This is a genomic window from Allocoleopsis franciscana PCC 7113 (assembly GCF_000317515.1).
In the GTDB taxonomy this organism is placed as follows: domain Bacteria; phylum Cyanobacteriota; class Cyanobacteriia; order Cyanobacteriales; family Coleofasciculaceae; genus Allocoleopsis; species Allocoleopsis franciscana.
In genome coordinates, this window is record NC_019738.1 from 2,393,054 (window position 1) to 2,417,370 (window position 24,317).

A 24,317-nucleotide genomic window follows, 5' to 3' on the forward strand; every position below is an offset into this window, starting at 1 on the left:
TCCTGATCCGGAAACTTAAATCTAGGAATGACATTCCTAAGACAGAGGGGCGAGTTTGCGTCTGTCTGACTCGACTGGCTCCGGAACCCCTGTACCCTCCCCTCTTCCCCTAGAACCCCTAACCTGATTAGAGGTGGCAAGCACCAGGCAACCAGGCACTTTTTAGGGGTCAACTCAACATTCTCCGACTAGAGTTATCAGGGGCTGTACAGGAGACCAATAAGGTACAAATCCCACAGATCCCATCATTCTCCAGCTATTAATCCTAACCTTGAGTTAGGTCTAATCTGTGCTGAGTTGGGTATGGAACGAATAGCCATTTTGGGCGGCACATTCGATCCCGTTCACTGGGGACACCTGATGATTGCCGAGACAGCCTTGAGCCAGCTAGAGGTGGAAAGGGTGATTTGGGTACCCGTTCACCGTCCTCCCCATAAACACGGGCGATGCTATAAGCATCGTCGGTTAATGGTGGAAATCGCGATCGCCCAAAACCCAGCGTTTGTCCTCGATCCGAGGCAAGCCAATCATACTGAACCGGATTATGCGATCGATACTTTAGCTGACCTTCAAGATACATATCCTAACCGCCAGTGGTTCTGGATTGTCGGTCTAGACGCCTTCCAGACTTTACCACGATGGTACTGCCGTGAACGACTAATTCCAGCCTGTGATTGGTTAGTGGCACCCCGCACTCTAGCGATGACTTCGACTGATGGTGTAGTCTCGACCCGTACCAGCTATTCCCAGGGAATCGATCCCCAATCAAGCTGGCTGTGTCAACAAGTAGCTGAGCAGCTAAAATCTCAAAATATCCTCATTCGCTGGCAGATGCTACACATGCCACCCATGAGTATCTCCTCCAGCCTGATTCGTCAGTACTGCTCTCAAGGTCACTCCCTTCGCGACTGGGTGCCTGAAGGAGTCCGAGCTTATATTACGACCCACAACCTCTACGTAGAAAATTAGGGATTGAGCGTTGCACACACTCCGGAGGGGGGAGGGGAAGGTGAGCCAAGGTAGTAACACTTGATCCATCATTGCTGGGCAAAGATTGGGAAAAATGCATTCGATCTCCTGCTTTCCGGCTCTCAGGCTCTCGTACTCTGCCGCTTTTGCTTGTCCATTTCCCCTTCTCAACATCTTTAACTAAATTACCTGTTAGAAATACTCAGCCTTTGCGATATGATCGGGAATATTAAAAAAGTATTTACTTAGTTGAAGACAGAGGGCAAGACGCAGTGATTAGAGTAGCGATCAATGGGTTCGGGCGCATCGGCCGCAACTTCGCGCGATGCTGGCTGACCAGAGAAAACAGTCAGATAGACTTAGTGGGCATTAACGATACTTCTGACCCCAGAACCAACGCCCACCTGCTGAGATATGACACCATGCTGGGGACATTGGATGCTGATGTCAGCGCTGATGATAACTCCATCATCCTTAACGGTAAAACCATTAAGTGTGTATCCGATCGCAATCCGCTGAACTTGCCCTGGGCCGATTGGGGAATTGATTTAGTCATCGAATCGACGGGTGTCTTTATTGACAAAGACGGAGCTTCCAAGCATATTGCAGCCGGAGCCAAAAAGGTGCTGATTACGGCTCCTGGTAAAGGGCCAGACGTTGCTACCTTTGTGGTGGGCGTTAATCATAACGACTATGACGACAGCAAGCACAATATTGTGAGTAATGCTAGCTGTACCACTAACTGTCTAGCTCCTTTTGCCAAGGTGCTTCATGAACACTTTGGCATCATTAAAGGGACGATGACTACGACCCACAGCTACACCGGGGATCAGCGTCTTCTGGATGCCAGCCACCGGGATGTTCGCAGGGCAAGGGCGGCAGCGATGAACATCGTGCCAACCACGACCGGTGCAGCAAAAGCCGTGGGTTTGGTTCTACCCGAACTGAAAGGTAAGTTGAATGGTATTGCCTTGCGAGTACCAACCCCGAATGTGTCCGTGGTCGATTTGGTGGTTCAAGTCGAGAAAAGCACCATCGCTGAGCAGGTGAATGACGTTCTCAGAGCTGCCGCCCAAGGCGAACTCAAGGGCGTTTTAGAATACAGTGACCTGCCCCTCGTTTCCTCAGACTATAAGGGTAATGATGCTTCTTCGATTGTGGATGCCAGTCTGACAATGGTCATGGGTGGCGATATGGTCAAAGTTGTTGCTTGGTATGACAACGAGTGGGGTTATTCTCAGCGCGTTGTAGATTTGGCTGAGCACATGGCGAAGAACTGGCAGAGTTAGTCAATCGATTTGGGATTTTAGAGGGGGAGTTTTAGCGCAAGCACACCGACATCTAACCAGCCCAAATCCAAGTCTAAATTTACTGTTGTTTGAATCTGGATGAGGGTAACCGATTGGGTTTCCCTCATTTTTGTCATACTTATTCACAAAAAGATGAGTGTCTATTCATTTTTCAGGAACCGAGGCAGTAATATCACTTCCTTTTAGGTACTCATCGTTCAAGTTGAGAGGGAGAGAGGGGAAAGAGGAAAAAAATTAATAATGGCTGTGTAAACGGAAGCGATAAATACCCAATCTCAAAAATGCTGAAATCCCCGATTAAGCGTCAACCGTTCATCAGCAAAAGTGTCAGCCCTGTCTCTTAACCAAACCTCTTTCCCCGTCGTAATCGTGCCAATCACGGCTGATCCTTCACCTAGTTGTTCCACCAAGGTTTTAGCCGGTTCTGGAGGCAAGCACAGCACGAGTTCAAAGTCTTCACCGCCATATAATGCCCAGTTCATGGCTTGATCTGGAGTCACGAACTGATGCAAGACGAGTGGGAAGAGAATCTGGGTTCGTTCAAGTTCTGCACCTACGCCACTGGCACGGCAAATTTGTAAGACTGCATCGGCTAACCCATCGCTACTATCCATTCCAGCTAGGGTAATGGGTAATGGAGAATCTAAAATTTTCCCCAGAGTAGGTAGGACATCAAGTCTGGGTTTAGGGCGTTGGTGAGCTTGGATTAAATGCGATCGCTCATCATTCTGCAAATGTTTCCCGAAGTCTGGGTTAAGTAATAATTCTAACCCTGCTCGCGAGGCACCATGAACACCTGTCACAATAATTGCATCCCCAACGTTAGCAGCATTGCGACGAATAATCCGGGAAGGGGAGACTTGACCAAAAGCCGTTATCGCGAGACTGACAATGGGTGAGCGTACCACATCACCGCCAACAATCTGTGTATTGTATTGCTGCAAGCAATCACTTAAACCCTGGTACACTCCCTCCACCCAACTCACTGAGGTATCACCAGTAACATTTAAACCCACCGTGATACCTAAAGGAGAGGCTCCCATTGCGGCTAAATCAGATAAATTGGCGGCAGCAGCACGCCAACCGACATCTTCTGGACTGGTGGTGCGATCGCTAAAATGTACCCCATCCACCAAAACATCCGTTGTCACGACCAACGATTGCCCCGAATTTGGAAATGGAAGGACGGCAGCATCATCGCCCACGATATCTTGAGGACAAAATCGCTGCAAGCGCTCTAGCAGTCCCTGTTCCCCAATATCTCGAACGAGTAGGGAGGACAATTCACTACTCATGCCGATTTGTCAGCACGAGGACGCCCCTGAATCTTAGGGAAGCGATAGAAGGTGTCCCCGTCGGCATCCACTTCAGGAACCGCTCCAAACATCTTCACCTGACGATCTAAATACTTCCGCACTTGCTCCACATCTACCCTCGATGCTGCCGTTAGCTGAATCAGAGAAATACAACTGCTTTGTTCTTCGAGTAGCTGATAGAAGGCATCATCCAACTGCTGGCGATTGAACGCCGTTTCCAACTGCTGCTGGCGATTGAGTGGGCCAACACGCAGAAATACGCCCGCCAGAATGACGAGCGTAATCACGAGTAGGAGGTCAACAATTGGCATTGAGAATCGATCAACTACGAGGTTGGGGTGTCAAGTATCGTGGGTTGAGAATTAGGAGTGATTACCGCTTCTTTTTCGGCTATAGCCTCAGTAACTTGCGAATCGACTACATTCTCAGCCTCTTCAACCACTTTAGCGGATTCAATTTCATCCGGCTTTGTCAGCGCTTGTTCTTGCCCAGATGAAGCCTCCGCGACTTGGGGCGTGACTAAATTCTCCGCTCCCTTCACAACTTTAGCGGATTGGATGACATCGCCCTCTTTCAGCTTTTCGAGTACCTCCTTGCCCTCGACGAGATAACCAAAGACGGAATAACGTCCATCCAGAAGGTTGAGACCGGCTGGGGTTAATTCCGGTTCAAACAAGAAGAAGAAGAACTGAGATGAGCCACCATTTGGGTCATCTCCTGGACGCGCCATGGCTACGGTACCGTAAGCTGAGAAGGGCAGCACAGGCTGATCCCGGTAACGACCCGCGTCTTCTAAGGTAATGCCATAGACTGGCTCGGAGTCTCCTCTAACGAGGACTTCTAGGGGAATGGCTCGGTATTCACCTGTTGCGGGGTCAACAAAACCCTCTTCTTTTCCTGGTGGATCGCCAACTTGCAACACGTAGAAGTCTTCGGCGCGGATAAACTCCAGTCCGTTATAAAACCCTCGCTCCACCAAGTCCACAAAGTTACCCGCCGTGACTGGGGCACTGTAACCATCAAGCACGACCGTTAAGTTCCCTTTGTTGGTGGTCATTTCTACAGTAGCGCGGCCTTTGAGCTGAGGCAGGTGACTGTACTCTGAGGGTACCTCGAAGGGAAATTCCCCCATCATCAACTCTTCGAGTTCACCCACTTGATCGAGGATTTGACGCCGTAGGCTCAAGATCGTTTCTTTATCTTTCGCTTCAACCGCTTCTCGGATTGAGGTAATGCCTTGATTCATTTGAGCAATCAAAGCTTCGGCTTGGGGTTGTTTCTCAATCGGGATGTCGGCGAGAAGTTTCTCGGTGCGATCGCTTAAAATTGTCGCCGCTTTGGTAATATCTCTACCGACCGGACTCCAGCGCTTAGCCCGTAATTGTGTGGAAATATCTTCAAGACTGGCTTGAATATCCCGCACAAACTGATTATCAATCGGTAGGGAATATCGCAATAAAGCTTTGCCATCTGTGATCGCATTTCCCACAGGTAATCGGCTTTCGCGGGCGGGTTGGCTGTTGCCCCCATCCCACCAAGCCCCAGACAAACCGAGGGAGAGCGTAACTAAGAGCAGCGCTAGGAGGCTGGTCTTTGTCAAGCGTTTGTACCAATCAAGCTTGAGAATTTTTGAAAATCGCATAGCTATATCACTGAAGACTTCGCACCATTCGGTTTGAGGCTTATCCACAGCATGAAAGAACTTTATTTTTCATCTTGCCATGAAGGGTTACACCTGAGACGATTGCAGGTTGAAGCTGAGCAGGGTGAGCCAGTCGGTAGATTCTCAATGAAACCGCGTTTTTTAACCTTGAGCCTTGCAACTTTCCCACCTCTAACTTTGATGGTCGCAACAGAGGTAAAATAAAGTGCCGATAGCCAAGCAGTCGCGAATCTATCGAGCGTCTTGTTGTGCCCTTTGAAACAGGTTCATGATTTCTAGTAACGACTTTCGCCCTGGTGTCACGATTGAGTTAGATGGGTCTGTATGGCGGGTGGTGGAGTTTCTCCACGTCAAGCCTGGAAAGGGTTCCGCCTTTGTGCGTACAAAACTGAAAAACGTGCAAAGTGGAAGTGTTGTTGAGAAAACCTTCCGCGCTGGGGAAACGGTACCCCAAGCTAATTTGGAAAAGCGCACAATGCAGCATACCTACAAAGAAGCTGACCAGTTTGTCTTCATGGATATGGAAACCTATGAGGAAAGCCGCCTGAACTCATCACAAATTGGCGAACGTGTCAAGTATCTGAGTGAAGGGATGGAGGTTAATGTTGTAACTTGGGGTGAGCAAGTTCTTGAAGTAGAACTTCCCAACTCGGTCGTGTTGGAAGTTGTGGATACCGACCCCGGTGTCAAAGGCGATACCGCCACCGGTGGGACGAAACCCGCGATCGTTTCAACGGGTGCTCAGGTCATGGTTCCTCTGTTTATTTCGATCGGTGAACGGATTAAAATCGACACCCGTAACGACTCCTACTTGGGTCGCGAATAATCGGTTTTGACCAGGCAAGAAGCATCGGGGTGGGTTGAATGTTGGCAAGTCTTGGGGTTGAGTGTATGACCCGTTGCAAGTTGGCTGTTAATAAAGATAACCTTTAACCTTCTTTCCCGACGCGACGCTTGAGCACATGCTCCGAAAGGGCTTATGCTGTGCCATACAACCTTTTAACCTTCAATCCTCTCACCTTCAACCTTCAAGCTGTTTCTCGCCCCTAGTTCCTGATTTAGTTGTGACATTAGATTTTAATCAACTTCGCGAATTGCTCACTGCGATCGCTCAAACCGATATTGCGGAATTGACCTTAAAAAGTGCTGACTTTGAACTGACAGTGCGTAAAGGCATTCCCATGGCGACGAGTGTTGCCCCAGATCTGAGTAGTTCTGGCGGCAACACCATTTCGGGATTGGTCAGTACATCTACCCCAGCGGCAACCCTGCCGACGCCATTGACTCCTTCCCCGGCAAGTACCACCGCCGAGGCGGCACCACCTCCCCCTGTGGCGGCGACTCCAACCGTAGACCCCAAATGGATAGAAGTTAAATCCCCTATGGTGGGGACATTTTACCGTTCCCCAGCTCCAGATGAACCGCCTTTTGTGGAAGTGGGCGATCGCATCCGCACGGGGCAAACCATTTGCATCATCGAAGCGATGAAGCTGATGAATGAAATTGAAGCCGAAGTCTCCGGACAGGTGATGGAACTTTTGGTGCAGAATGGAGAACCCGTGGAGTACGACCAGCCATTGATGCGGATTAATCCGGGTTAACCCCTTAATCTTCGAGAGCGTGGGCTTTCTGACTCGATTTCTGAAAGGATTCCTTGAAGATTACTCCATTGTTATCAATAGACTAACGATAGCTGGTAAAATTTGGGGATCACTTAGTTCGGGATTGTAGGGATGCCCACAGCGAACACTGTACCACAAGAAGTAGTACAACAAGTTGCTGAATATTTTAGTATCTTGAGTGAGCCAATGCGACTGCGAATTTTAAATTTGCTTCGTGAAGGCGAAAAATGTGTACAAGAGCTAGTAGAGGCAACAGCCACGAGTCAGGCGAATGTATCCAAGCACCTCAAGGTGATGCTGCAAGCCGGTATCCTCAGTCGTCGATCTGAAGGAACATCGGCTTACTACAAAGTAGAAGATGAATTAATTTTTGAGCTTTGTAATTTGGTTTGCGATCGCCTCGCCACACGAATTGAGCAGCAAGCCCGTCATTTCCGGGACTTCAGTCTTACCAATAAGGAGTAACATGGACTTCCCTGTGTGGAAAATAGAAATTCGCGATTGGAGAAGCCTGATAAATTTATAAATTAAAGTTTTGCTCAAAGCTTTGGCGAGTCATCGGCTGATCCAGCATTAACCCCTCACCCCCTAGAACTTCAAGGGGCTTCCCTTCCACAGAAATCCAAACCTTAGCGGCTGGATCTAAACTGCTGGCTGTGTAGATCACCTGCGCTACCCGACCTGTCATTGAGGCACTACCGCCACCCTCGGTAAATTCCTCGGACAAATCGACATGAACGCCGTCAGCTTGCAAAGAGACATTCTTGAGTTTCGTTCCCTGAGGAATGGTTGTGCTAAAAGCCTGATTAACTGGCCCGGCTAATAAGCTTTCAAATGCCCCCTCTAAGATGTCACTGGGTTTATCGGTTTTCTTTAAGGTAACCGAACTGGGAACTACCTCTATTTTGTTATTGACATTATTGACCCAATAAATCTTAACGGTTTCCTCAGCAGTGGGCTGAACAGGTTGCGGTGAGGGCAGGGTAGGATTACTGGGTTGAGATGTGGTTGGTGCTTGCGTTGTTGTCTGGGGTGGTGTTTGGGACGACTGATTTGAATTCCACACCCACCAAGTTGCACCTGCACCTGCTGTGACTAATGCCGCAGAAACACTAGCAATCAAACCGATAGGAATGCGACGAGCATTGTGATTGTGTTGGTCTTGCATATCAAGAAACCTCCATGAAAATTAGAGAACATGGGTGTACAGAGGTTTTACATAAGACACCTGAACACGATAAATTATGGACGACGCCCCCCTGTGATAGATGCAGACGACGGGTTTGAGGCATCAACTCGGACAAATGCTGCTACTCCTAACTCATCCGTATCTATCTTCAATTGTAAGACTCGTGCCGTAATCCCTGCCTCTTCCAAGGTGCGGAGATCGAATCGTCTACCGATGCCCTCAGAGAACCCTGCAATTAAAATAGGTGAGAGCGATTGTCCGTTGAGAGTAACGGCGGGTTCCGTGAGTTTTAAGCTGTGTCCGGCAGTAAAACTCAGTCCCGACTCCACCATCAGCGCCGTTGTGGCGGCATCTTTTTGGCGCAACTCGACCTGAAAGCGGATGCGGTTGTTGCCCAAAAAATCCATCCGGGGATTGAGAACCTCATAAGCCTCTGGGGAACCTCCCAAAAAGCGACTACCCAGAACTCGCAAGCGAGCCATAATAGCGGGTGACTGCAAAGCCTTGTTGATATCTGCCTCGGTAAGAGCAAAACGTACCCCTGCTTGTGCCGGTTGGCGTAGCGCCGCCTTGGGCGACCTCTGACCCCCCTGCCTGAGACGCTGTAAGTCAACATTCAGAGGGTCTGTTTCTATTTCCAAGGCCCCAATGCGAATATCCGGAGTGAGCCATAATCCTCGACCTGCAATCCGCACTCGCTCCACTTTACCCTGTACTAATTGGTAACTAGGTGCGTTGTCCACACGAACTTGCAATTGCTCCACCTTATTCAATCGGGAGCGGAGATTATTGGCAATAATTTTATCTGTTATAAGCCCAATGGGGGAAACAAGGGCGAGCAAGCTAGAGAGGAGAATCGTAATAAATTCCATGTTCTATTAAGTTTAAGTTGATTTTGCAGGAATCAACAAATCTGTGATTAAAGGCAAATGGTCGGAACCAACTTTACGACCCGTGCGAATCTTTAAGACTTTAATATCTTCACCGACTAAACAATGATCGATAGGAATAGATAATAGTGGATAGTAAGTCGGCCATGTGGGTAAAATGCCAAAACCCCTTCGTGCATTGCGTAGTCCTGCTTTACTGACAAAGCGCTTATAATAGGGAGACCACATTGTTACATTCAAATCTCCAACCACCAAAGAATTTTTTTTATTTGTAACCTGAACGGCAATGGCATCCAGTTGGCTGTTTCTTTCCTCAAAAAAAGCCTTTCCAGTTGCCATAGAGGGATGGGAAGCGACAAGTGAAATCATGTTTCCTTGAATGGTGACATCCGCCAAGACACTTCTTCTACCCTTTCCTAAGGACTTAACGGCTTTGTTTTCCAGAGGTAGCTTGCTATAGAGGGCTGTCCCATCTATCTCCTCATCTTGGTGAGCTATGGAGTAGGGAAGAATATCTTGTAAAACTTCTAATTTTTTGGCTCCCGTCTTGCCGACTTCCAGGAAAACTGCAATATCAGGCTTTTCTTCCCTCACTAGAGAAATGACTTTAGCATAGTTATTATGATATTTATCAACATTGGACTGTAAAATTCTGATTTTTTGTCCCTGGATATTATTGGCACTACCAAATGACTGAGGAAAATACCAAGGCGCAATATCATATAGGTTAATGAGGAGACAGAATAAACTTAAACCTAATCCTAAGCTATGGCGTGTGAACAAAAAGAAAAAGAAGGGACAAAAGCTAACGATTAAATATTGCAGTTTGAAATGAGAAGTTAGTTCTAGGTGCCTATTAAATAGTCCAAAATACCCAGTCAGAGAAAGTAAGGTTAGCAAAACTGTTCCAATGAGGAATATTTTGTCAAAGATAGATTTGAAGATAAGTCGCCATTTCATAACGAAAGCTAAACGAAATAAACAGGCAAAAGTTGGGTTTCGCTGCCGCTCTACCCAACCGACTACAATTGAACACAACTCAAAATAACTCAGTGTTAGTTATTGCAAGGCAGCGTTAATCCAGTCTTTTAAGGTTGATACCACTTTATCCAGGGGAATATCCTGGGATTTTTTGGTGGCTCGTTCGACAACTTCTAATTTACCGTCTTTGAGCGATCGCCCGGTTACTATTCGGTAGGGAATTCCGATTAAGTCGGCATCTTTGAACTTAACACCTGCCCGTTCGTTGCGGTCATCGAGGAGAGTTTCAATCCCTGCTTTGTTCAGTTCGGCGTAGAGTTTCTCTGCCGCTGCCATTTGCTCGATATCTCCCACATTGGGAACGCAGATGATGACGTGATAAGGTGCAATCATCACAGGCCAGATGATGCCATCTTTGTCATAAGACTGCTCGACGGCTGCCTGAGCTAGACGCGACACGCCGACACCGTAACATCCCATATATAGGGGACATTCTTCGCCGGATTCGCTGGTGTAGGTGGCACCCATCGCTTTAGAGTATTTCGTTCCTAATTGGAAGATGTGTCCAGCTTCGATGCCGCGTGCGCTTTGGAGCGTTTGGCTGGGGTTGTGGATGGCGCGATCGCCTATTTTTGCCTTACGTACATCGACCTCTATTTTAGGTAACTGGAATTGTTCGCCCCAGTTCGCCCCAACGACGTGATAACCTGACTCGTTGGAACCTGTGACGAAGTTTTTTAGATCGACGGCTGTCTTATCCACCAACCGCAAAAACTGAGGGATGACCCCCCCCTGCCCCCCCTTGTCAAGGGGGGAGGTTCCGGACTGGGGACTTGCTTCTGTTCCCCCCGTTACTGAGGGCGCAACTTCCCCGCTTCCTGTTCCCCCCCTTACTAAGGGGGGGTTAGGGGGGGTCGAATTGATGTAATCGTCTGCGATATCTGGGGCAATGTAGCCCAAGGGTAGCGGTTTAGATGCCCATTTTTGTTGAGCAGTCGCATCGGGTACTGTTAGCGAGAGGAGGGTTTTGGCATTGTACTGCTCTGCCAGCTTCACCAGCTCATTATTTAGCTTCACCTCGTTAACATCTTGGTCGCCTCGGATGCTCACTAGCACGAGTACCGTCATACCATTGTCATAGATGGCTTGGTAGAGGACGTTTTTGACGATTTGGGTGGGTGAGCATTTCAGGAATTCACTCAGGGAGTCAATGGTTGGGGTGTTGGGGGTTTCGCGTTTTTCGTAGCTGGTGAAGGGTGAGGGTTCGGCATCGGGTGGCAAGGATACTGCTTTTTCTACGTTGGCAGAGTACTGACCATCTTCGGTGTAGAGAACCTCATCTTCTCCCGCTTCTGCCAATATCATGAACTCGGTGGAACCCGAACCGCCAATTGCCCCGGAGTCTGCTTCTACGGGTCTGAACTTCAGACCAGAGCGGCGCAGCATGTTGCTGTACGCTTGGTACATATCCTGATAGGTCTTTTTCAGGCTCTCTTCATCGGTATGGAAGGAGTAGCCGTCTTTCATGATGAACTCGCGACCGCGCATGAGTCCGAAGCGAGGGCGAATTTCATCCCGGAATTTGGTTTGAATTTGGTACAGGTGCACCGGGAGTTGGCGGTAGGAGCGAATCATGTCACGAGCAATGGTCGTGATTACCTCTTCATGGGTGGGGCCGAGTGCCACTTCTCGCTCTTGCCGATCTGGGAAGGCGAACATGATGCCTTCGGCTTTGGTGTAGGTATCCCAACGTCCGGACTCTTTCCACAATTCTGAGGGTTGCAACTGGGGTAGGAGACATTCTTGAGCACCTGTGGCATTCATCTCCTCGCGCACAATTTGGGAGACTTTTTGCAGGACGCGCCACATTAAGGGGAGATAGGCGTAAATCCCGCTACCGATGCGACGTATGTAGCCTGCGCGGAGTAGTAGTTTGTGACTGGGGATTTCCGCTTCTGCTGGGTCTTCCCGCAGGGTGACGAAAAGCATATTAGACAGTCGCATCGTATGTTCCCTTTCTCTTACTGGATTCTTGCTATCTCAGTCTAGAACATTGGTTGCAACGCTTCAGCAGGGAAGTTTTAGCAGGTACTACACAGTGTCTAGTCCTCTCAGTCTACTTCTAGGTCTGCTCCAGGGAAGTCGGAAAAAGCTTTATCAAAATATTTTGCTAGCTGGATATCTCGATCAGATATTTGATGCTCAATGTCCCAAGTTGATAGGTAAACATCAACTGTTTTCCAAATATTTTCCCATCGAGGATGGTGTAGTGCAATTTCGCATCCAGCTGCAACCTGATTCATGAATCCGACTGCATCAAGAAAACTCTTGAACTTATAGCGCCGAAAAATTTCAGTACGGACTTTGGTTGGATCGTCAGGGTTTTGATTAATAACTTTTTTCCAACTTGATAGATTGCCCTTCAGAGCAATCTGGAGTTTCTCCTCAGTAATTGGATCGGGTTTTTCTGGAGGAGGAGTTGGGTACACTCCTAAAGACTTGTTTCTTGTGAGGGAACTTTCATTATTTTTAGGTTTGTTAATAACTAACTTTAGTTGTTCAAGAACAAGCTTAATATCATGAGCCCAATAGGCATCGCGAATCTCTACTGCCTGCCTCTCAGTTAAGGCACTAATTGAGGCAGGCAACTTATCAGAAGGAGGTATTTTGGCACCTCTAACCAACAACGGTAACAATTTTTTACCATTGCGAAGGGTAAACTCAATCTCCCGACGAACCCAATCATTGTCTTGATCTATACGGCGCAGCCCATACTCATCACTAATCCGGAGCCAGTCTGGACCTATAACCACGATGACAATTTGAGCAGCTTGTAGAGCTTCCTCCAATTCCTCTGACCATTGTGTTCCAATCTCAATAGAGGATGTATCCATAAATACAACCTCTTCGCCTAGCTCCCGAGAAATCGTACTGTGCAAACGTCCAGCCTCGGCAGCACTGTCTGCTCTTCGGTAACTAATAAAAATGGGTACACTCATTACACAAGCTCACTTTATATAAAGTAGATTACTGGCTAACTATTTGCTGAACCACTTGCGATAAATTAATTAGCTTTTCTGAGATATTATTCGACACTCAGTAGACTTAATCCGGGAACCTTGAAAGCATTGTAGCAATGAGTGAGGACACTGCTGTAGATACTAAAGAGTAAAGAGTGATCGCACACAAAGCCTCCTTCACCTTTTTGCTGCCTCGCATAAATTTGGATGACATGAACAGTAGGTGCGATCGCCTCTTATCCACTAAGTCACCGCATCCGAATCAAATATAACCTCGAACTCAGTAGCAGGCATCCACTTACCAAGAAAGCGCTTATGATTTTCCGCTTCCATGCGACTGTAGAAGCGACCAACCGTATAGTGTTGAGCATTCGGCAACAACCTAACCAGTGTCCAGGGATAATTCTTTTGATTCCAGAAGCGTTGCGTCGAATCTGGGGATTGTTCTGCTATTCGACCGCAGCCCCGATGCTCCAAAATAGAAGAAATTTGAGCTAAAAGTTGCGCTCTCTCTGGTGTCTCATCATTCGGTAACAAGCTCCATTCACGCACTGGTGGGGGTAGCCAAGTCAAGGTGTAAGAAACGGAGCCTTTGCAAAGATACCAAGACAAGCGGCGCGGCTGTTTGCGGCAGTTGAAGCCATCGGCGCGTAAAGACGCAACAACCCTGTCGCCCTCAGTTTGGAGGCGAAGCCATTCGGAGTGTTTCATTGGTATGATTTGGGTAACGTTTTTAGGAAAGGGCGATCTGCAAGGATTGCAAAATTGCGATAAATGCAAAAATGCGATCGCCTGTTATTTCTGGAAAATACACATCTTGCACTAGAGCCTTGAATTAAAATTCAGGCTCAAAGCTTAAACCCGTTAAAACGGGTTGAAATCTTCATGCAGTCAGCTTTAGCTGACTTTAGCTATTAGCCCGAAATTTATTTCAGGGCGGGGTTGGGCTTCCAGCTATATCGTCTCGCGCATCACCTCCTGTGCCGCTACACATCCGACACAACTTGCTTCGTATGAGAAACTACCCATAGAGAGACAGGGAAACAGGAAGTATAGGGCTTCCCATAGGCGTTTCCCCGTCGGTTTTCTAGTCATAACTATGCGAAACGCACAGTCAACTGTTAGGATGGTAGAACATCAAAACTCAAATAGCAACCCTAAATTGACAACTCTCAAAGAACTTCGTGAGTACATAGGGTTAACACAGGAGGAACTAGGGCAAGCACTAGGCATTACGGCTAGTACTATCAGCCGCTACGAACGCGGTCAACATCAGCGAATTAAGTTCACGTTTTCTCAAATAAAGCGGCTACAAGCCTTGTTAGAACAGGCTGGATTATCAATCAACGACTTACCCGACGACATTGACTGAGGCGGTATCAGTTCATTCCAGTCTCAAGAGGAGGTTGCAACAGCTATGAAGAGAGGCTGAGGGAGGGGATGCGTCGCGCTTGTTGGTGTGGGGAGTGCGATCGCGTTGCTAACTTCGATGCTGTGCAATTTGCTGGCGGATTGCTGTTTGAATCTTGTTATCGAAGTCTGGGTCATCAACTCTTGTAATGACTGGATGCGATCGCTCTCGACGCCTTGCTAGATAAGCCTGAAAAGCAGCTTTATCTTCTCGATGCTTGAGAAAGTACCGCCTTAACTCTTTGTAAGACATAGCCGTGTAGTCCACTTGACTCATTACAGCACCTCCCCATCTGGAGTAACTTCAAACTCGATTTCCTTGTTCTGCCCTGCCAAAATATATAAATTCTGAGTTCGACCGTCGATGCAAATAAGGTGGATGGGCTGAAACAGAATATATGTCAACTGGTAGCCAATTCGATACAAACACCTCAGTTGCGCGTCGGTAGGCATCAAACTTCCTGTTAGGAGAAGAATGTCTCTTCAGTATAACTTTAGGTGCGATCGCCCGTTATTTCATGGAAGACCTTAAACAATACGAGCAAGTAATTTTCTGTTAATTGTCTAGGCATTACCCCCTTAGTCCACTCGTCTACCCGCGAGTCAGCAAGGGAATTAATTCCCTTGCTCATAGCCAAAGTCCTCTGAAGAGGACTAAAAGATTGCAGCACAAGAAATTCAGTCCACTTAAGTGGACTTGATCTACTCGCTGTAGAGTTTAAACTCTTGGCGGACTTGATTGGTGTGAGAAACTACCCATAGAGAGACACTGCTAGGATTAAGCTACAACTGTCTCTCAGAAATTCCTAATTCGTGCCGAAGACAAAACCTGCCGATATTTGCCAAGTACGCTGTTTTAACACAGACTTAGTCGCTCATGTGCGTGATTCTTTGCCTGATGACGAGACTCTTGAAACGGCGGAGACTCTCTTTGCAGCACTGGCAGATAAATCTCGGCTAAAAATTCTTCACGCTCTCAGCAATGGGCAAGAACTCTGTGTTTGTGATGTCGCGACTGTATTGGATGCACAAGTATCGGCAGCATCTCATCACCTACGAAAGCTGCGTGACCTTAAGCTCCTGAAATACAGAAACGAGGGGAAATTGGTCTACTATTCGTTGCGAGATGAGTTGGTCACCCAAGTTTTGAACCATGTCTTTAAAGAGGACAGTTAAACAAGATATCTAAATTTTTTTGCTCAATCATTCAAACATTCTTTTGAATATCATAATGTATAGACAGCATTATAGAGGTGAGCCATGTCCGACCACTGCTGTCAGAAGAAATCCTGCGAACTAGAAAAGCTGACCCAGCGGCAAAGCAAAGTTTTATGGACTGTACTGGGAATCAATGCCGTGATGTTTGGTGTTGAGTTGCTGTCGGGTATCAGGTCAAATTCCCTGGCGCTGACAGGCGACTCACTGGATATGCTAGGCGATGCAATTGCTTACGGTAGTAGTCTATATGTCATCAACATGGGTAGAAAGGCTCATGCCCGATCTGCCATCCTCAAAGGAAGCATCATGTTCTTATCGGCTATAGCTGTGTTTGCGAGGGCAGCCTATCAATTAGCCAATAACACGCCTCCAGAACTGAAAATGATGAGTACCATCGGCATTGTGGCTCTGTGTGCTAACTTGTTCTGTTTATATCTCCTCACACAACACCGCAACGACAATATTAATATGTCATCTGTGTGGCTTTGCTCTCGTAATGACATTATTGCAAACACGTCCGTCCTTGGTGCCGCAGGGTTAGTTTACCTGACAGGTTCATCATTGCCCGACATCGTAGTTGGAATCTTTCTCGCATTCGTTTTTGCTAAATCAGCAGGAGTCGTTCTCTCTCAATCGTGGCGACAGTTGAGGCAGGCATAGCTATGATAGCGAGGCACTAAAGGGAAGCCCCCTAGGAACTTCCCTTGAACCCTTCCCACAAATGAGCAAAAGTCTCTTTTGTAATAGGTATCAACTTAACCGAGTTCTTCTAATACCAATTCACTAAATGCTTGCTACAGATAGTTTTCTTGTTCCCCCCTTGATAAGGGGGACTAGGGGGGTCGATGTGTAACGGATTAAAAGTGAAATGGTATAAACTAATCGTCTTTCAAATTGCATCTTTGCGTCTTTTCTGCAATTGAGATGATGCAATTTGCACATCAGCTTTGTGATCCTATTGTGCTTCTGGCTAACGCTTCGCGATCGCTCACATTCGTTGCTGTGTTACGGTGCACAAACAAAACGGAAGCAAGAATTTGCAAATTAATCGAGATGAGCTTCATCCAATTCCTCAATCGCAGGGGGTTCGTCACCAGGCATCCGTAGGACTTCAACCATCTCCTGAACTTCCAAAGGTGGGGGGGGTGTCACACGCGAAACACTCCAAGTGACAATGAAATTAAGCACCATGCCGAGTGTGCCAATTCCTTCAGCCGAGACACCAAAAAACCAGGGCTGCATTCCATAGAATTTGACCCCAATAATATAAAAGATTGTGAAACATAAACCCACAATCATTCCTGCGATCGCACCTTCTCGATTTGTCCGTTTATCAAACACTCCCAGGATAATAATCGGGAAGAAACTCGCCGCCGCCAAACCAAAAGCAAAGGCAACAACCTGCGCGACAAACCCCGGTGGATTCACTCCGAAATAACCCGCGATCGCTAAGGCAAATCCCACCATCACTCGCCCCACCATCACCCGCAACGATTCACTCGCTCCAGGATTAATCATCCGGTAATAAATGTCATGGGCGAAAGCGCTAGAAATGACTAGTAGCAACCCTGATGCCGTCGATAAAGCCGCTGCTAAACCCCCAACAGCTACTAAAGCAATTACCCAAGGTGCTAGTTTTGCCACTTCTGGCGTTGAGAGGACAATAATATCGGGGTCAATTACAATTTCGCTAGTTGTTTTATCAGGCTTCAACTCAATTCGCCCATTGCCATCTTTGTCCTCAAAGGTCAATAGTTTGGTATTTTCCCACTTCTTCGCCCAGTCCAATTGATGGATTTCTTCAATTGTGTGATTGTGCAATGAACTAATTAAGTTGTAGCGGGCAAATGTGGCTAAAGCGGGTGCAGTCGTGTACAGCAATGCGATAAATAATAGCGCCCAACCGGCAGAGTAGCGTGCGGCGCGTACATCAGGAACGGTGTAAAAACGGACAATCACATGAGGTAGTCCCGCTGTTCCTACCATTAGTGCGATGGTGATGAACAAAACATCCAGCATCGACTTATTGGCAAACGGCTTCGTATATTCTTGGAAACCGAGATCAAGCTGGACTTGGTTGAGTTTCGGGACAATATCGCTAAAGGCGAAGGACAACTGAGGGATAGGGTTTTTGGTAAGGAGTAGGGAAATTGCGATCGCCGGAATTAGGTAAGCAATAATTAACACAAAGTATTGCGCTACCTGAGTCCAGGTAATGCCTTTCATTCCCCCCAGCACCGAGAAAAAGCCGACAATCACCATCCCGATGATCACACCCGTGCTAATGTCTACCTGGAGAAAGCGGCTAAACACAATCCCCACACCCCTCATTTGTCCTGCCACATAAGTCATGGAGACAAAGATTGCCGCAATCACAGCGACGACACGAGCAACGTTGGAATAATAGCGATCGCCCACAAAATCCGGTACTGTATATTTGCCGAACTTCCGCAGGTAGGGAGCCAACAACAGAGCTAACAGCACGTAGCCGCCAGTCCAACCCATCAGGTAAATCGAGCCATCATAACCTAGGAAGGAAATCAGCCCCGCCATCGAGATAAACGAAGCCGCTGACATCCAATCCGCCGCCGTAGCTGCACCATTCGCGAGGGCAGGAACACCCTGCCCAGCCACAAAAAAGCCTTTGCTATCTTTAACGCGAGAACGCCACCCAATGTAGAGATACAAAATAAAAGAGATAATGACCAGAGTCGTTGTCCAAGCCTCAACCGACATTTATTTACTTCTCCTATTGACACCATATTTGCGATCAATCTTGTCCATCTGCACGGCGTAGACAAAAATCAATCCAACGAAGACGAAAATAGAGCCTTGCTGCGCCATCCAGAAGCCGAAGGGTACGCCGCCCAAACGGATATTATTCAAAGGCTGGACAAGAAGGATACTGAAGACAAGGGACACCAGTGCCCAAACAATGAGGAGATTCCTAATTAAAGCGGTGTTGGCACGCCAGTAAGCCTGACGCTTATCTTGGTTCATAATTTTGACTTTTTAAACGCTCAGAGGAATATCTTATTAAACACTATTTAATTTGTGGTTATATTCAGTTGGATATCCTTGACTTTTGTCAAGAGCATCAAGCGTTTTTTATCAATTCTTATTAGACAATGTGTAAATTCTGTGTTTATGACAAAACGATGTAATCGAAGTTGTATTCATTCCGTAGCACATTCGTTTTCTCTCCAACCCTGCCTTTGTCATGACGACTAGGGGTGATAAAAAACCGCCGATTTTAGGCGCGGCAAAACAGACAAAAGAAACTTTGATGTTTCTTATCTCGCTTTAATGAAGCCGTAGAAAAGTTTTGTCTAGATTTAATAAAACCGTAAGAATACTGAGCAAATTTACTTAGATATAGATGATGATAGATGGTGAGTTGGGCTGAGGGGCGTCTGCTATCAAAATTCCGTGTTAAGGAGAATTATTGGTATGTCCCTATCTCCCTCGAAAACCAATCTGCTAAAAGCCCGAAAACTCCTGGGACTTTTAGCTTTTTTTTGTCTTTTGCCCGTTCCTGTGCAAGCTCAATCTATCACTTCAGCACCAGACGGTACAGGTACGATCGCAACTCCCAACGGCAACCAGATCAATATTACCGGTGGCACCCTTTCCCCAGATCAGACCAATCTATTTCACAGCTTCAGTCAATTTGGTCTAAGTACGAACGAAATTGCTAACTTTGTCTCCAATCCCAATATCCACAATATCTTGGGACGGGTGACGGGAGGCAATGCCTCGGTGATTAATGGACTCATTCAAGTTACAGGCGGCAATTCTAATCTGTATTTAATCAATCCTGCCGGAATGATTTTTGGGGCTAATGCTCAGTTAAATGTTCCCGCTTCATTCATAGCCACTACGGCGACAGGAATTGGTTTTGGGGCTAACCATTGGTTCAATGCCACGGGAGCCAATAATTATGCGGAATTGGTGGGAGAACCCAGCCAATTGGCTTTTAATGTTAGTCAACCAGGAAGTCTGATTAATGCGGGAAATCTGGCGGTAAATGAAGGACAAAATCTCACTTTAATGGGTGGCAATGTTATTAACACGGGGACACTAACGGCACCGGGCGGAACAATTACCCTTGCGGCAGTACCTGGGTCGAGTTTGGTGAAGATTTCCCAACCGGGACATTTGTTGAGTTTGGAGATTGACCCCAACCAGACTTCTAATTCTACTAATCTCAATCCCCTATCTTTGCCCCAACTGATTACGGGTGAGGGTGTCACTCAAGCAACGGGTGTCACAGTGAATGAACAGGGGCAAGTTGTTCTGACGGCTTCTGGGGCAGTCGTTCCCAGTGACGGAGCAACCACGATCGCCTCTGGTGCTTTAAACACCTCTGGACAGACTGGCGGTCGAGTGCAGGTTTTGGGTAACAAAGTCGGGTTCCTGGGTGCCAACATCGACGCTTCCGGCACGAATGGCGGTGGTACGGTGTTGATTGGCGGAGATGATCAAGGTCAAGGCACAGTACCGAATGCTCAGTTTACCTTTGGGGATAGCCAGACCACCATTAATGCTGATGCCACGAGTCAAGGAAATGGAGGTAAGGTGATTGTCTGGGCGGATGATACTACTCGTTTCTTTGGCAAAATTAGCGCACGGGGAGACAACGGTGGCTTTGTGGAAACCTCCGGCAAGAAGGGTTTGGAGGTTAGTGGCGCTACCGTCGATGCGGGGGCGATTAATGGTCAAGCGGGTACTTGGTTACTTGACCCCAGCGACATCACAATCTCCAATGCCGCGACGACAGGGGGGACATTTCCTGACTTTAACCCCATCGGTGCTACGGGCAATATTAATATTACTGACTTAGCCAATGCCTTGGCGGCGGGTACCAGCGTAACGATTTCCACGGCAGGCGGTACGGGTGGGAATGGTGATATTTTCCTGAATAATTCCCTCACGGCTACAGCCACGAATAATGCGTTGTTGACCTTAACCGGACGCTATCTCACGCCGTCGGCAGATTCAACGATTAATATCACCAACGGCAATCTTGCAATTAATTTGAATGCGGTTAACCCAAACTCAACTCCACCCGCAGGAACGATTCAAAATGCGATCAATGCGGTAGGGACTGTTACAGGGACGACAACTATTAGTTTGGGTGCAGGCACGTACATTGAACCCGTCACCATTAATCAACCCTTGACGCTGGTTGGTGCGGGAACGGGAGTGACGACGGTGAGTGGAAACAATGCTTTCCGTGTCTTTGATATTAGTGCTTCTAATGTCACCCTCGATGGTTTAGCGATCGCAAATGGAAATGCAGGCGATGGATGGGGTGGTGGCATCGCTTACTCAGGCACTGGCACACTGAACATCAATAACAGTACGATTAGTGACAACAGCGCCTACAACGGTGGTGGTATCCTCAACAACTACAACCAATCACCTGAATCTGGCACAATCAATCTCACCAATACCACCGTCACTGGCAATCACGGAGTTAATGCAGGGGGCGGTATCCTTAGCTGGGGCACGATTAATCTGAATGGCAGCACCGTTAGCAATAATACGACGGGAACTGAAGGCGGTGCTGGAATTATGAGTATCTGGGGCACACTGAATCTCAACAATAGTACCGTCAGTGGTAATACTGCGACTAACTCTGCCTATGGCGGTGGAGGTATTTTCTCTTATAACAGTAACTTGACGGTAACCAACAGTACGGTCAGTGGCAACTCAACGAACACAACAGGTGGAGGAATGTACGTTGAGGGTGGTACGACAACTCTAACCAATTCAACGATTGCTAATAACAGCGCGGCTGTAAGTGGTGGGGGAATTTCCTCTAATCCTAATGCGGTGATCAACTTGGGAAGCACGATTGTTGCTGAAAATACTGCTCCAAGTTCTCCTCAGGTTTTGGGTAATTTTAACGATCTGGGGAGCAACCAAATTGGTGGTACAGTTCCAGCGCCAGAACCCACACCAACACCAACACCAACACCAACTCCAACACCAACACCAACACCAACGCCAGAACCGACGCCAACACCAACACCAACGCCAGAACCGACGCCAACACCAACGCCAACACCAACGCCAGAACCGACGCCAACTCCAACTCCAACTCCAACACCAGAACCCACGCCAACACCAGAACCCACGCCAATTCCAACGTCAACTCCAACTCCAACGCCAACGTCAACTCCAACCCCAACTCCAACCCCAGCGCCAACTTCAAGTTCAACGCCAACTTCAACGCCAACGCCAACTCCAACTCCAACCCCAGCGCCAACTTCAACTCCAACTTCAAGTTCAAGTAAGAATCCGGCGACAAACTCACAAGCAAAATTAATTGCTCCACCCGAAGAGGAAACTTCACCTCAACCTCAAAAACAGCCGACTCCGGTGTCATCTTTAGGGGTGCTAAGTTGTACCTTTTCTAATAACAAAGAAGCTGAATCACTCCAAGATATTCTGTCCAAAATTGTTGACTACATGAATACCAATGGTGGTAATTTGTCAATCAATGTGAATGATTTGTTCGCTAATTGTGATATGGGGTTACAGAGTCTATCCGGTAATCAAAACTTAGTGAAACAGACAATTTTATCCTTAGTGAGTCAATCTCTGGGTACTGAATATGTGCCGCTGATTAACATTCACTTTGAACCCATTGCTGACCCAATGACGGCAATTGTTGAGGTAGCCAAATCTCGCAAGCCAGCGTCGATCAAACCTTAGGATTAGTTTTAGACAGTTTGATTGAGCCAGTTCAATCTTCATGGACTGTAACCTAAAAGTGAAGCTCCCCAACCGATTACAGCCGCACCTAAAACTAACCAGGCGGCATTGAATTGGAAACGAATAGCCAAAACGGCTGAAATGATTGCGATCGCTACCGCCAGAACATCAATAAATGGGAATTTCAGTACGGTTAAAGTCGTGACTCCCAATTGTAGGGTGACAACACCCATCAGGGCTACCGCACTCGCATTAACCGAATCGATAAACGCCGAAGTCCATTTAGAGGCGCGTAAGCGAGGAATCAGGGGATTGAGTGCGGCAACAAAAATAAAGGAGGGGAAGAAAATTCCCACCGTCGCAACGATCGCACCGGGAATCCCTGCAATGGTGTAGCCGATAAAGGTAGCGGTAGAAAGGACGGGGCCTGGAGTAAATTGACCGATGGCGATCGCATCGAGTAACTGCTGTTGTGTCAGCCAACCGTACTCTTGAACTAATCCGCCTTGGAGATACGCCACCAAGACATAACCGCTACCAAACAAAACACTACCAACTTTTAGGAAAAACAAACCCAACTGCCACAATGGGGCATTTACCGCTGAGGCTGTAACCAGCGAAGTTCCCGCTGCCGCTTTCGCTGTTAACGTTGCACCTGTGGTTAAGCCAGCCATTAATAGGTTTGCCTGGTCTTTTGGTAAGTTGTCTTGGTCATCAGTGCACAGCCAAACCATGCCTAAGATACCCCCGATCACCAGAGCCATCACTTCATTGAGTCTCAACAGCCCTAACAACAGCACAACACCCAAGGCAATGAGCAATAGCTTGCGAGTCTTAATCGCTTTCTTTCCTAAGCGCCAGAGAGCATCTAAGATAATGCCTAAAACTGCGGGTTTAATGCCATACAGTAAAGATGCAACTTGGGGCAGAGTGCCATAGGTCACATAAAACCAGGCTAACCCAGCCGTAATGAGAACAGCAGGTAAGATAAAACAGACACCCGATACAATCAGTCCCAGCCATCCGGCGTAGATATATCCCAGATGAATCGCCATCTCTGTGGAATTGGGGCCAGGAATCAGGTTGGTTGCGCCAATCAGGTCGAGAAAATGCTCCCTGGTTAGCCACTGACGCCGCTTGACGACCTCATTTTCCATCATGGCAATATGAGCGGCTGGCCCCCCAAAGCCGATGACGCCCAGTTTCAGAAAGAGTTTGGCGAGTTCTCTCAGACGCACTGATACTGATTGGTTCATCGCGTTCGAGTCACACCCTTGGTCGTAGTCAGCATAACAACCACCGAGAATACAGCCAAGTCCTTAGAGTTAATTTAAGGTTAAGAGTAAGTTAAGAAAAGAGTAACTTAAGTCAGAGTCAAGACAGTTGAGGCTAGCTAGGTATAAACGCTTGACAGTCCTCGCCCTGTCTCTGGCAACCTTTCATGACGAACTGAAGCCATGGAATTCTACCAGAAGTAAACAGGAGGCGTTTTATGTTGATCAATTCCAACGATTGGGCAACCCTAATCTTCAGACTGACACTTGCAGTACTGGTGGGTTGCCTGCTTGGAATCAACCGCCAACAAGGGGGTAGGCCAGCAGGAATGAGAACGTTCATGCTGGTCAGTTTGGGAGCTGCAATGTTTGTCATGATTCCTTTGCAAGCTGAAACAGACAGTGCCTATACGGTTACTAATGCCTTGAGTCGCACGATTCAGGGGGTCGCCGCAGGTGTGGGATTTATAGGAGCTGGCATGATTTGGCAACAATCCCATCAGAGATTGGGCAAGTTAGAAGTTAAGGGGTTAACCACCGCCGCCACCATCTGGGTAGCAGCGGGATTAGGAGCCGCGATTGGCTGTGGTCTGTGGCAAATGAGTCTGATTGGGGCAATTTTGACGCTGGTCATACTTAGTGGAGTGAAAAAAATCGAAAAGTCAGTCTCGATTCGTCTTAAAAATAAAGACGGAAAAATCGAAAAGTCAAGGATAACAGAGCAATAGCCTA

The 24,317-nt window shown here is 47.5% G+C and carries 26 protein-coding genes; 10 read left to right on the top strand and 16 right to left on the bottom strand.

Annotated features, from left to right (window positions below; all coding sequences use genetic code 11):
• Positions 1-303 precede the first annotated feature (303 nt).
• On the top strand, positions 304-969 hold the full coding sequence (gene nadD, locus MIC7113_RS10140) for a nicotinate (nicotinamide) nucleotide adenylyltransferase (RefSeq protein ID WP_015182058.1): 666 nt from the start codon (positions 304-306) through the stop codon (positions 967-969).
• 272 nt (positions 970-1,241) lie between these two features.
• Positions 1,242-2,258: a type I glyceraldehyde-3-phosphate dehydrogenase gene (locus MIC7113_RS10145; RefSeq protein ID WP_015182060.1), complete on the top strand. Its 1,017-nt coding sequence runs from the start codon at positions 1,242-1,244 to the stop codon at positions 2,256-2,258.
• A 296-nt stretch (positions 2,259-2,554) separates the two neighbouring features.
• Here the strand turns inward: MIC7113_RS10145 and thiL are convergent, their stop codons facing one another.
• From thiL to MIC7113_RS10160, 3 genes are read right to left on the bottom strand one after another with little or no spacing between them, the layout of a single operon-like run.
• A complete protein-coding gene (gene thiL, locus MIC7113_RS10150; protein WP_015182062.1) occupies positions 2,555-3,574 on the bottom strand; it encodes a thiamine-phosphate kinase in 1,020 nt (339 codons plus the stop codon).
• Positions 3,571-3,906, bottom strand: a complete 336-nt coding sequence (locus MIC7113_RS10155) for a hypothetical protein (protein WP_015182063.1) — start codon at positions 3,904-3,906, stop codon at positions 3,571-3,573. Before MIC7113_RS10155 ends, thiL begins: the two co-directional genes overlap by 4 nt.
• 14 nt (positions 3,907-3,920) lie before the next feature.
• Positions 3,921-5,237 (bottom strand): peptidylprolyl isomerase, encoded by a 1,317-nt coding sequence (locus tag MIC7113_RS10160; RefSeq protein ID WP_015182064.1) that lies wholly within the window; start codon positions 5,235-5,237, stop codon positions 3,921-3,923.
• 289 nt (positions 5,238-5,526) lie between these two features.
• Between MIC7113_RS10160 and efp the strand changes: the two genes are divergently transcribed.
• The 3 genes from efp to MIC7113_RS10175 all read left to right on the top strand — a co-directional run bounded on the left by efp (position 5,527) and on the right by MIC7113_RS10175 (position 7,345).
• Complete coding sequence (efp, locus tag MIC7113_RS10165; protein WP_015182065.1) at positions 5,527-6,084, top strand: elongation factor P; 558 nt, start codon at positions 5,527-5,529, stop codon at positions 6,082-6,084.
• A gap of 238 nt (positions 6,085-6,322) precedes the next feature.
• Positions 6,323-6,859: an acetyl-CoA carboxylase biotin carboxyl carrier protein gene (accB, locus tag MIC7113_RS10170; protein WP_041779982.1), complete on the top strand. Its 537-nt coding sequence runs from the start codon at positions 6,323-6,325 to the stop codon at positions 6,857-6,859.
• Positions 6,860-6,991: 132 nt separating this feature from the next.
• On the top strand, positions 6,992-7,345 hold the full coding sequence (locus tag MIC7113_RS10175) for an ArsR/SmtB family transcription factor (protein WP_015182067.1): 354 nt from the start codon (positions 6,992-6,994) through the stop codon (positions 7,343-7,345).
• 55 nt (positions 7,346-7,400) lie between these two features.
• Here MIC7113_RS10175 and MIC7113_RS10180 read toward each other — a convergent pair whose 3' ends face one another.
• The 7 genes from MIC7113_RS10180 to MIC7113_RS36180 form a co-directional block, all read right to left on the bottom strand.
• Positions 7,401-8,048 (bottom strand): GerMN domain-containing protein, encoded by a 648-nt coding sequence (locus MIC7113_RS10180; protein WP_015182068.1) that lies wholly within the window; start codon positions 8,046-8,048, stop codon positions 7,401-7,403.
• 74 nt (positions 8,049-8,122) lie between these two features.
• On the bottom strand, positions 8,123-8,941 hold the full coding sequence (locus MIC7113_RS10185) for an LmeA family phospholipid-binding protein (RefSeq protein ID WP_015182069.1): 819 nt from the start codon (positions 8,939-8,941) through the stop codon (positions 8,123-8,125).
• A gap of 12 nt (positions 8,942-8,953) precedes the next feature.
• Positions 8,954-9,919: an endonuclease/exonuclease/phosphatase family protein gene (locus tag MIC7113_RS38025; RefSeq protein WP_063822978.1), complete on the bottom strand. Its 966-nt coding sequence runs from the start codon at positions 9,917-9,919 to the stop codon at positions 8,954-8,956.
• A 99-nt stretch (positions 9,920-10,018) separates the two neighbouring features.
• The gene (proS, locus tag MIC7113_RS10195) at positions 10,019-11,944 is read right to left on the bottom strand and encodes a proline--tRNA ligase (protein ID WP_015182071.1); all 1,926 of its coding nucleotides are present in this window, start codon (positions 11,942-11,944) and stop codon (positions 10,019-10,021) included.
• A 107-nt stretch (positions 11,945-12,051) separates the two neighbouring features.
• A complete protein-coding gene (locus MIC7113_RS10200) occupies positions 12,052-12,939 on the bottom strand; it encodes a 4a-hydroxytetrahydrobiopterin dehydratase (protein ID WP_015182072.1) in 888 nt (295 codons plus the stop codon).
• Between the two features lie 264 nt (positions 12,940-13,203).
• Positions 13,204-13,671, bottom strand: a complete 468-nt coding sequence (locus MIC7113_RS10205; RefSeq protein ID WP_015182073.1) for a hypothetical protein — start codon at positions 13,669-13,671, stop codon at positions 13,204-13,206.
• A 243-nt stretch (positions 13,672-13,914) separates the two neighbouring features.
• Entirely contained in the window at positions 13,915-14,055 is a 141-nt protein-coding gene (locus MIC7113_RS36180; RefSeq protein WP_155897974.1) for a hypothetical protein, read from the bottom strand.
• A gap of 4 nt (positions 14,056-14,059) precedes the next feature.
• On the opposite strand from MIC7113_RS36180, the gene MIC7113_RS10210 reads away from it, so the two are divergent.
• Positions 14,060-14,332 (top strand): helix-turn-helix domain-containing protein, encoded by a 273-nt coding sequence (locus MIC7113_RS10210; protein ID WP_226883617.1) that lies wholly within the window; start codon positions 14,060-14,062, stop codon positions 14,330-14,332.
• A gap of 108 nt (positions 14,333-14,440) precedes the next feature.
• Here the strand turns inward: MIC7113_RS10210 and MIC7113_RS10215 are convergent, their stop codons facing one another.
• From MIC7113_RS10215 to MIC7113_RS36185, 3 genes are read right to left on the bottom strand one after another with little or no spacing between them, the layout of a single operon-like run.
• Positions 14,441-14,647 carry a DUF6887 family protein gene (locus tag MIC7113_RS10215; protein WP_015182075.1) on the bottom strand — a complete coding sequence of 69 codons (207 nt, stop codon included), beginning with the start codon at positions 14,645-14,647 and terminating at the stop codon, positions 14,441-14,443.
• Positions 14,647-14,823 (bottom strand): DUF6888 family protein, encoded by a 177-nt coding sequence (locus tag MIC7113_RS37210; protein WP_015182076.1) that lies wholly within the window; start codon positions 14,821-14,823, stop codon positions 14,647-14,649. The genes MIC7113_RS10215 and MIC7113_RS37210 overlap by 1 nt, the downstream gene beginning before the upstream one ends.
• A gap of 41 nt (positions 14,824-14,864) precedes the next feature.
• Entirely contained in the window at positions 14,865-15,002 is a 138-nt protein-coding gene (locus tag MIC7113_RS36185) for a hypothetical protein (RefSeq protein WP_015182077.1), read from the bottom strand.
• Positions 15,003-15,183: 181 nt separating this feature from the next.
• Between MIC7113_RS36185 and MIC7113_RS10220 the strand changes: the two genes are divergently transcribed.
• Positions 15,184-15,546, top strand: a complete 363-nt coding sequence (locus tag MIC7113_RS10220; RefSeq protein WP_015182078.1) for an ArsR/SmtB family transcription factor — start codon at positions 15,184-15,186, stop codon at positions 15,544-15,546.
• Positions 15,547-15,630: 84 nt separating this feature from the next.
• Positions 15,631-16,248 (top strand): cation transporter, encoded by a 618-nt coding sequence (locus MIC7113_RS10225; RefSeq protein WP_015182079.1) that lies wholly within the window; start codon positions 15,631-15,633, stop codon positions 16,246-16,248.
• A 384-nt stretch (positions 16,249-16,632) separates the two neighbouring features.
• Here MIC7113_RS10225 and MIC7113_RS10230 read toward each other — a convergent pair whose 3' ends face one another.
• On the bottom strand, positions 16,633-18,324 hold the full coding sequence (locus tag MIC7113_RS10230; protein WP_015182080.1) for a sodium:solute symporter family protein: 1,692 nt from the start codon (positions 18,322-18,324) through the stop codon (positions 16,633-16,635).
• Positions 18,325-18,588: a DUF4212 domain-containing protein gene (locus MIC7113_RS10235; protein WP_015182081.1), complete on the bottom strand. Its 264-nt coding sequence runs from the start codon at positions 18,586-18,588 to the stop codon at positions 18,325-18,327. It abuts the gene before it with no gap.
• Positions 18,589-19,038: 450 nt separating this feature from the next.
• Between MIC7113_RS10235 and MIC7113_RS38030 the strand changes: the two genes are divergently transcribed.
• Positions 19,039-22,311 carry a two-partner secretion domain-containing protein gene (locus tag MIC7113_RS38030; protein ID WP_015182082.1) on the top strand — a complete coding sequence of 1,091 codons (3,273 nt, stop codon included), beginning with the start codon at positions 19,039-19,041 and terminating at the stop codon, positions 22,309-22,311.
• Positions 22,312-22,349: 38 nt separating this feature from the next.
• On the opposite strand, the gene chrA is transcribed toward MIC7113_RS38030, so the two are convergent.
• Positions 22,350-23,567: a chromate efflux transporter gene (gene chrA, locus MIC7113_RS10245; RefSeq protein ID WP_015182083.1), complete on the bottom strand. Its 1,218-nt coding sequence runs from the start codon at positions 23,565-23,567 to the stop codon at positions 22,350-22,352.
• A 236-nt stretch (positions 23,568-23,803) separates the two neighbouring features.
• Here chrA and MIC7113_RS10250 point away from each other — a divergent pair, with 236 nt between their 5' ends.
• Positions 23,804-24,313: an MgtC/SapB family protein gene (locus tag MIC7113_RS10250; protein ID WP_015182084.1), complete on the top strand. Its 510-nt coding sequence runs from the start codon at positions 23,804-23,806 to the stop codon at positions 24,311-24,313.
• Positions 24,314-24,317 lie beyond the last annotated feature (4 nt).